Raw genomic sequence first — 9592 nt, forward strand, 5'->3', positions numbered from 1 at the left:
CTTATCTTTGTGTAAACTGCCAGTAATCAAAATTAAACAAGTTTCCTGTACCAGTTCCGGTAAATACAAAGAATACGTTGTGAACACCGGATGCGCCGCTTACCGCAGTTTCTATTTCTCTCCAAGATTGCGTTCCGCCTGTGGAAGGGACATTCAAGGTTCCGACAAGCTTACCGTTTGCACTGTCTAGCCGCACTTCTATTTTCCCGCCAAGAGCGGACGCTACATTTGCTTTAAACGTCCTGGCACCGCCTGAGCCGAAGTCTGCATTTCCAACAGCAATCCAGTCTCCGTTATGAATGTTTGTGACATGTTGATTATTGACCGGGCCGCCGGGTGCTGAGGATGCCTCTGTCAAAATCCGTCCGTTCCAGGCAAACGTTTCCGCTTCTACGCGGTGATATGGATTCAAATTGGATAGCTGTTTGACACCTGCAAAATTTGCCGCTACCTCTTGCAGGGAGCCATCTGGATTATGCACAAGCTTATTAATATGGGGAGAACGGTAACCTTTGCCGGCCCCGTAAAGAGCGGAGCTGACAGTTTGAGTATGATACACCACATACCACTCGTTTTTAAAATTGAAAACAGCATGGTGATTGTTCCCGCCGCCTCCGAAAAATGCTCCCGGATTTTTCAGAAAGTGCCCTCTATACGAAAAAGAATCCATAGGACTTGAGCTGGTCATATAGCCGATCTCACCTGGAGGTTTATCGGCCGGGTGCGCGCCCCCGAAATTGATACAATAGGAATAGTAATATTTTCCGTTATACTTATGCATTCCCGAATCTTCAAACATAAAAGGCGCATCAATCGTAGACGCACTTCCGGCAACACTGGTCATATCAGGACCTAATTTCATGACTCTTGCTGTTTTAGGATTGGCCCATTGCCCCTGTGCGGGATTTGAACCGCCCGGAACGCCTCCGCCGGCATATAGGTAACCGGTACCGTCATCATCTACGAATACTGCAGGATCAAAAAGCCATACAACACCGGACATTCCTGGCGTATTTGGCGTTACAAGCGCTTTTCCGATCGGATCTGTCCATGGGCCGGTCGGGCTGTCTGCGGTGAGAACCCCGATACCTCCGCCGCCGTTTGCGAAATAAAGGAAAAATTTATCCTTACCATTGATCTTTTTCACCGCGGCTGACGGGGCCCATGATGCTCCTGCCCATTTGGCAATCCCCCGGCCGCCATTCAGCCCATTGGCACCCGCTGCGGGAATCGTTCCGTGATCTGTCCAGTTCACCATATCCGCTGAAGATATGACGGATATTTTATTCAAATTGGCAAATGAATTATCCTTAATCGTGCCGTCGCTATTATATTCATAGTCATCGCTTGACATATAGATGTAGACTCTTCCGTTATAGGTCAGCGCAAACGGATCTGCGCCCAGATGATGGTCGATAAGCGGATTTGAATTCCCAACATGTTTTGCAATTGGAGTGCTTACCGCATTCGCATATTCCCCAGGTAAACAGCTCAATAATAAAGCAAGAATCAATAAACATACGCTGCACTTTTTCATCAGCTTAACATCCTCCTGTTTCCGCATATTAGGTTTTTAAAAAATATGATAACAACAGGTCATGAAGAATGCGTAAAATGAATGATTTTTAGAGTGAAAACGTTGCAAATATCTGACCCTCTTTTATGAAAAATGCCGCCGGTTGCAGTCAGCGGCATTTTGCCCTGAATCACTTACATTTTGTCAAACTTCGTGTCGCCAGCAAACGATCCCATTGACAGTTGTTCTTCAAGAACAAGTCCGTGATGATGCCGTTCTTCAATCCTCTTGATAATAGATCGAATTGTATCCGTATTTTCTTCAATATTGTGAGGGTCAAAGATCGTCACATGGTCTCCTTTTAATTTGTACTCAAGGTAATGCTGTGCGGTTGATTGCTTCCATCCTCTATCGGTCAACTCGCCGCATAGAAAATGATGAATGTTGGCGTTCACCGCGCCGGAATTGATCAGTTTATTGTGATATGTGAGATAGCTTCTGATTTTATCCTTAATCGAAGGAATGGTTAATAATTCTCTATAATAATCCGGAATGATATCCAGATTCCGATGAATGATCTCTTCGGTTTCCTCTTCCGAAAAATAATTCACCGAAACGGCTCTTTTAGAATCAAGCATCATAATGTCCGACACGATGCGTCCGCGCTTCTCCAAGGCTTTGGCAACCTCAAAAGCCAAATTCGACCCCGAGGAGTAACCAAGTAAAACAAAGGGCCCTTGTTCCTGAATGCCTATCATGCTTTCTGCATACCGGTCAACGATCTCTTTTTCGTAAGACGGCTCTTCTAAGAAATCAGCGGCATAGACGGTGCAGCGGCCGTCAAGTCTTTTCGCCATTTCATTATAGACCAGCCCGTATCCGATTAAAGGCGGGAAACAGAACACAGGGATTGAACCGTTCTGATTCATCTTGACGAATACGTTATCCGTCTTGGACTCGAAAACTGCCGCTTGAATGGCGCGTGCCATTGTTTCGATGGTAGGAAAATCGTATACGGCTTGATAATGCATTTTGATTCCCATACGGTCGTTGATTTGATGAATAACTTGCAATACTTTGAGCGAATGGCCGCCAACGTCAAAGAAGTTATCTTTAATTCCCGGGTCACTGAGAGCTAAAATGTTTTTCCAAATTTCGGCCAGTTGCTTTTCAATTAACGTTCCGGGCGCTTCGTATTCGGTTCCGGTGAGCCTATTTCCCTCAGGAGCCGGCAAAGCTTTTCGATCGATTTTTCCATTTGCGGTTATCGGCATCTTCTCCATTTGTACAAAGTAAGCCGGTATCATATAAGCGGGCAGTTTGTTCAGTAAATGATGCTTCAGCTGCGCCGTATTTAATGAGTCGTCTCCTGACAAGTAGGCGCACAGCTGCTTTGAGCCCTCTTCTTCAATTGCGATGACGACCGCTTCTTTGACAGATTCCGATTGCAATAAAGCCGCTTCGACCTCGCCAATTTCAATCCGGTAGCCCCGGATTTTCACCTGATGATCAATTCTTCCCAAATACTCGATATTGCCGTCCGGCAGCCACCGGGCGACATCTCCCGTTTTGTACATTTTTTCGCCTGCGGCAAACGGGTGTTCAACAAATTTCTCAGCCGTTAATTCCGGGCGGTTCAAATATCCTCTGGCCAGTCCCTCTCCTGCCACATAGAGCTCGCCCGGTATGCCCATTACCTGAATACGTTGATATTCGTCCAAAATATACGCTTGCAGAGTAGGAATAGGTTGTCCGATGTTGCTTCTGCCCTCGTTGATTTCCCGTTCCGTGATTTCTTTATATGTGACATGAACGGTGGTTTCGGTGATGCCGTACATATTGATTAATTGTGTTAAAGGATATTTAAGCTTCCAGTCTTTCAAGAAGGATGGATTTAACGCCTCTCCGCCAAATATGATTTTTCGGATGTTTAAATTGGATTCGGGATCTGCTCTCTCTTCCTGCATCAGTTGGTAGAAATAACTTGGCGTTTGATTTAAAATGGTCACAGCTTCCGATTTTAACAATTGCAAATACCTTTCCGGGTTTTTTGCTATTTGTTTCGGAATAATCACTAATTTGCCCCCATACAGCAGCGCTCCGTACATTTCCCATACTGAAAAATCAAAGCAGAAGGAATGAAACAAAGTCCATGTGTCCGATGCATTAAAATCAAAAACATTTTTGTTGTTAAATAACAGACGAACCACGTTTTTATGTTCAATGAGCGTGCCTTTCGGATTCCCCGTTGTTCCTGATGTATAAATAATGTAGGCTAATTGATTTGGCATCACGTTCAGATTGAGATTAGATGCTTCGGAGCCGTATGATGACGGATCGTCAAGGAAGACAGTCTGACTTTGATAATCGGTACCTTCCAGAAGATGATGTTGCAATAATAAGATAGAGACGTTAGAATCCTCAAGCATATAATGGATGCGTTCTTTCGGATAATCCGGATCGATCGGTACGTAAACGCCCCCGGCTTTCAAAATAGCAAGGATGCCTATCACCATCTCCGGTGAACGTTCCGCCATAATGCCGACAAGCTCCTCGGCCTGAAGTCCTTTGGCAACCAAGGTTCGGGCCAGCTGATTGGCGCGTTCATTTACTATCCGATACGTTATCTTCTTATCTTCAAAAACAATCGCCGCTTGCTCCGGCGTTCGCTCCGCTTGTTCTTCAAACAATTGATGAATCGTCTTTTCCTTCGGATACTCAGCCGCCGTATCGTTGAACTTATCTATCAGGAGCGATCGCTCATCCGCTGTTACGATATCAAGGTCTTGAACGCGAATTTCTTGATCGTCCGCCATTTGCTTCATGATTTGTATGAAATGCGTCTGCATCCGTTCGACACTTGCTTGGTCATAAACATCGCGATTGTATACAAAACGAATGTCAATTTCTCCATCCGGCATCACTATAAAAGTAAAGTCGTAATGAGTGTGTTCTTCCATATGAAAATCGAGAATGTCTAATGCGTTGTCATCCTGCTTCATATGTTCTATTTGTTTCTCAACCGGGTAATTTTCAAATACCATAATATGATTGATCAACTGCTGCTTTTGCTCAGTTTGAGCCTGAATGTCATACAACGGAAATGTATCATATTTTTGAGAAGCCAGTGCCCGCTCCTGGTTCATTTTCAATACTTGTGCAGCTGTCATTTCAGGCTGCGTATGAATACGTACGGGAATGGTATTGATAAATAAACCGACCATGGTTTCAATTCCCGGAATTTCTGCCGGTCTGCCGGATACGACCGTGCCGAAGACGACATCCTGACTCCCGTTGTATCTTTGCAGCAATAAGCCCCATGCGGTTTGTATCCATGTATTGACGGTGACTTGCTGGCGGCTTGCGGCCCGTTTGATTTCGTCTGTGAGCCGCTTTCCCAAACGAAACTCATACTCACCTTTTTCGTATCCTTTCGCCCGGTCGGAAGTTTGTTCTTGTAACAAAACAGTCTGCCCTTCATAACCTTCCAAGTAATTACGCCAATAGGCTGACGCCTGCTTGTGATCTTGTTGATCCAGCCATTCGATATATCGGCTGTATGGAGTGACGGCTCCCCGCTTCGGCTGCCTTTGCTCGAGTATCGCATAATAGGTTTCAAACACTTCTTTCGTAACAAGAGGCAAACACCAGCCATCCATTAAAATATGATGAAAGCTCCATATCAATCGCGCTTGGTCTTCTTCTGTCCGCAGGATCGATACGCGCATTAAAGCATCCCGGGTGAGATTGAATCCCCGCGCCTTATCTCTTCTTGCAAAATCGGCAATAAACTCGCTGCGCTGATGACTGTTCATGCTGCGAATATCTTCAACGGCCGTTTCAATCGGCTTTTGCCGGAATACAATCTGCAAAGGCTGATCTTTCCATTCTGTATAAAAAAGAGTCCGAAGAATGTCATATTTTTCGGCCAGATGCGCCAAACTCATCTTGAATGCATCGATATCCAAGAAACCTTTCAGATCAAAAGCGGCTTGTTCAAAGTAAGCTTCGGAAGCCGAATCGATCAAGCTGTGGAACAACATTCCTTTCTGCATCGGGGTTAATGGGTATATATTTTCAATGTCACCGAGATGACTCGTTTGCTGCACAAATTGATCTAATTCACCGATCGTTATACCTTTTAACGAAATATCGCTTGGCGTCAGGTGAATTTGATCTTGAGCATCACAATGTGCGATGACTTGCTGCAGGCTGCTTTTTAAGAGATCGGCACAGGCTTCCATTGTTTCTCTTTGATATTGTTTTCCGCAATAGCTGATGGCCAGCGACAATCGGCCGTCTGAAATCATGCCGTTGATATCAAGTGTATAGGTCAAGGGACGATTGTCACTGGCTGTTTTCCCGCTTGAGTAAGGGGATACCTCCATCCTGCCGTTCCGGACATCTTGATCAAATTGACCCAAATAATTGAAACGTATTTCCGGATGTCCGGTCCATTCATGTGCCTTCGGGTGATCGGACAAATATTTGATCAGGCCGTAACCTATTCCTTTTTGGGGGATCTGACGCAAATTTTCTTTCACTATTTTAATCCGCTGCGGGATATCCTGATCAGCTTTGATTTGAAGCGAAACCGGATATAGGCTTGTGAACCATCCCACCGTACGCGAAATATCGAGATCCGGAATGATAGACTCTCTGCCGTGTCCTTCAAGATCAATGAGAATGTCTTCATATCCGGTCCAACGATGAATAGCAGTTCCCAGACCGGTCAGTAATAAATCGTTCATATCGGTCGAATAAGCCCGGTGAGCGTTTTTTAATAAACGTTCGGTTTCCTCAACGGTCCATTGAACGATAACCGTTTCCTTGTCTTTGGCCAGACCGGTCTCCTGTTCATTGTCCTTTGGCAATGTAAGTTGCGGATTATGTTTCTGGCTGAACCAGTATTGATTTTCCGCTTTGAATTCCTGACTTTCTGCATAACGATTCAACTGTTCAGCCCATAACAGGTAAGAGTCCGTTTTCTTCGGAAGCCGGATCGCTTCGCCGTTTTGAAGCTGCTCATAAGCTGCCGCTATATCCTCAAGTAAAATCCTCCACGATACGCCGTCGATGACCAGATGATGAACCGCAATCAGCAAATGATCTCCCTCTTGACACCGGAACAATCCCAGTTTCATGAGCGGTCCTTCGGCTAAATGAATGGATTGCTGAATCTCATTGGAAATGGTTTCTATCGTCTGGGACACATTGTTTTCTTCGCGTAATGAGATCACTTCAAGGCTGAACAGATCACCTTCATCGATCCCGCGATTTCGGGCTGCATATCCATCTTCTGTCGGAACATAGACCATGCGCAAAGCATCGTGATGCTCCGTGATCTTCTTCATGACGTCCCGAAGCTTTGATTCATCCAGTCCCTCTTTCCAATAAAGCATAACCGCTTGATTATAATGGTGTAATTCCGGGTATTTCTGGTCAAAAAACCAATGCTGAATCGGTGTCAGCAGCGCCCGGCCTTTAATTTCTCCTTGTTCTGCGATTCGGGTTACCGGCTCTACGTATGGAACAAGCGCGGAGATCGTTGGGTATTTAAACAAGTGTTTGATTTCAAACTTATACCCGGCTTGGTATAATCTTGAGGACACTTGAATCGACTTAATGGAGTCGCCCCCCAATTCGAAGAAATGATCTGAGATTCCGACCCGTTCTAAGCCTAAGACCGACTCCCACACCGCGGCCAGTATTTTTTCCAGTTCTGTTCGAGGAGCTTCATAGTTCATGCCTGAAAGATTCTCTCTTGGAGAAGGAAGGGATTTACGGTCTATTTTCCCGTTGAAAGTAAGCGGCATCTCTTCCAGCTGAACGAAATACGCAGGTATCATATAGGATGGAAGCTGCCGGGACAGCTCTTCACGGAGCTCGCCTGCAGTTAAAGCATGTTGTGCGGTATAATAGGCGCACAAGGATGTTTCCCCATCGATTTCCCGGGCGATAACGATGGCTTCTTTGATCGCCGGCAGCTGAAAAAAAGCGCCTTCGACTTCGCCGATTTCAATGCGGTAACCGCGGATTTTCACCTGGTGATCAATCCGGCCCAAATACTCGATATTGCCGTCCGGCAGCCATCTTGCCAAGTCTCCCGTCCGGTATATCCGTTCTCCTGCTGCAATCGGATGGTTTACAAACTTCTCGGCCGTCAGTTCGGGACGATTCAAGTAGCCCCTTGCAAGCCCATCGCCCGCTATGCACAGTTCTCCCGCCACACCGATCGGCTGCATATGTTCCAAATCAGCATGTAATATATACAATTGAATATTGGAAATCGGTTTGCCTATCGGAATCGATGCATACGTTTCTTCCGTCTGGCAATCAAAGTATGATACATCAATTGTTGCCTCAGTCGGTCCGTACAAGTTGATGATTCGAGCCTGGCTCACCGACGTGATGATGCGTTTGAAGCCTGCGACATGTACAGGCTTCAAAGCCTCACCGCTTGCAAACACATGTCTTAATGACGCTAATTTTTGTTTCAACATCCCGCTTGGCTTCTGATCCATGGATTCCAGGAAGGCATGCAGCATCGCCGGTACAAAATGCATTGTGCTGACACCTTTTTGTTCAATTGTATCTAAAATCAGCTCGGGATTCTTTTCTCCTCCGTTTGGCAGCAGAACCAATCTGGAACCTGATATCGTCCACCAGAACAGTTCCCACACTGATACATCAAAGGTGATCGCAGTTTTTTGCAGAATCGCATCCCGCTCATCGAGAGGGTATTTTTCCTGCATCCACACCAGCCGATTGATGACCGACCGGTGCTCAACCATAACCCCTTTCGGCTTTCCCGTTGAACCCGATGTATAAATAACATAGGCCAGATGATCCGGACCAGCAGCCGGCTCTACATTCGACCCGTCTTCACAAAAGTTTTGCGGATCTTTCATATCCAGCACTTTTCCCTTAAAAGGTACTCTCTCTTGCGATTGATTCTGCACGAGTAACAACTTCGTATCCGAATCCTCCAATATGTATCGAACCCGTTCCTCCGGATAGCCCGGGTCAATTGGTACATACGCTCCGCCGGCTTTCAAGATCCCGAAGGTCCCTACAATCATATCCAGGGAGCGTTCGGCCATAATCCCGACCGGCTGATCCGGCTGCACGCCTTCAGATTGCAGTGTCCGAGCGAGTTGATTCGCCCTTTCATTCAATTCCCGGTACGTTAGACGGCTATCCTCGTAGACAACAGCCGTTTGATCAGGGGTACGTTCCGCTTGTTCCTCCAAAAATTGATGAATCGTTTTTTCTCTTGGATACTCTGCAGCCGTTTGATTATAGGCGATGAGTTGATTTGTCTCTGAGTCTGACAGAATATTAAGCTGGCGGATCATAAGGTCGGGTTGGAATAACAAAATCGAAAAAATCCGGTTTACATGTTCGATCACTTGCATCATATACTGGCGATCATAAGCTTGTTCATTATAAGTTAACTTTAAATGAATCGAATCATGTTCTATGGAAAACTGAAATAACGTATCAGCAGCAGCCGTTTCTATAAAACGAATGGGGTGAAGCTGATCTAGTGATACGATCGTGTGGATCATTGGCAAATGATTTGAATCGTAGTTCAGATTTAATGGACCGGCCATTTTATCGAAAGGAACGTGCTGATGTAAGATGGCTCCGTTCAGCGTATGCTTGAATTCATTAAATATGGATTTAAACGTGCCGTCCGGATTTATGTTTTGTTTGATTAACATGACTTGATCTAAACGAAGGTCTTCATCGGTTTCTTCTTCAAAGGTCGGAACGCCTACAATAACGCCCTCTTCCCCCGTATATTTGTACAAAAGACACTCGATTCCGACCAGGAGAACCATATAAACGGCCATTGGCGATTTATTCGTCATCTTCATGATGCGCAGGGATACATCGGAGCTCAATGAACTGTGAATCCGGTTGGGTGCACTCGACGCATCGTGCTCTATTGTTGAGTCCGACATTTGAAACGAAGGGATTGCACTGGGACGATCTTCCGCATCGAACATACTGCTCCAGAACAACTCCTGTTGCTTAAATTCTGACATTAATATCCCTCCAGTAAGTTTT

General features: G+C 45.6%; 2 protein-coding genes. Both read right to left on the reverse strand.

The genetic code is table 11. The features are described from left to right. Position 1: 1 nt before the first annotated feature. On the reverse strand, positions 2–1540 hold the full coding sequence (locus G9F50_RS05760) for a glycoside hydrolase family 43 protein (protein WP_060561837.1): 1539 nt from the start codon (positions 1538–1540) through the stop codon (positions 2–4). A 170-nt stretch (positions 1541–1710) separates the two neighbouring features. Next, positions 1711–9570 carry a bacillomycin D non-ribosomal peptide synthetase BamC gene (gene bamC / locus G9F50_RS05765; RefSeq protein WP_060561616.1) on the reverse strand — a complete coding sequence of 2620 codons (7860 nt, stop codon included), beginning with the start codon at positions 9568–9570 and terminating at the stop codon, positions 1711–1713. Positions 9571–9592: the final 22 nt, after the last annotated feature.

Source organism: Bacillus sp. EKM206B (assembly GCF_011066015.1).
In the GTDB taxonomy this organism is placed as follows: domain Bacteria; phylum Bacillota; class Bacilli; order Bacillales; family Bacillaceae; genus Bacillus; species Bacillus velezensis.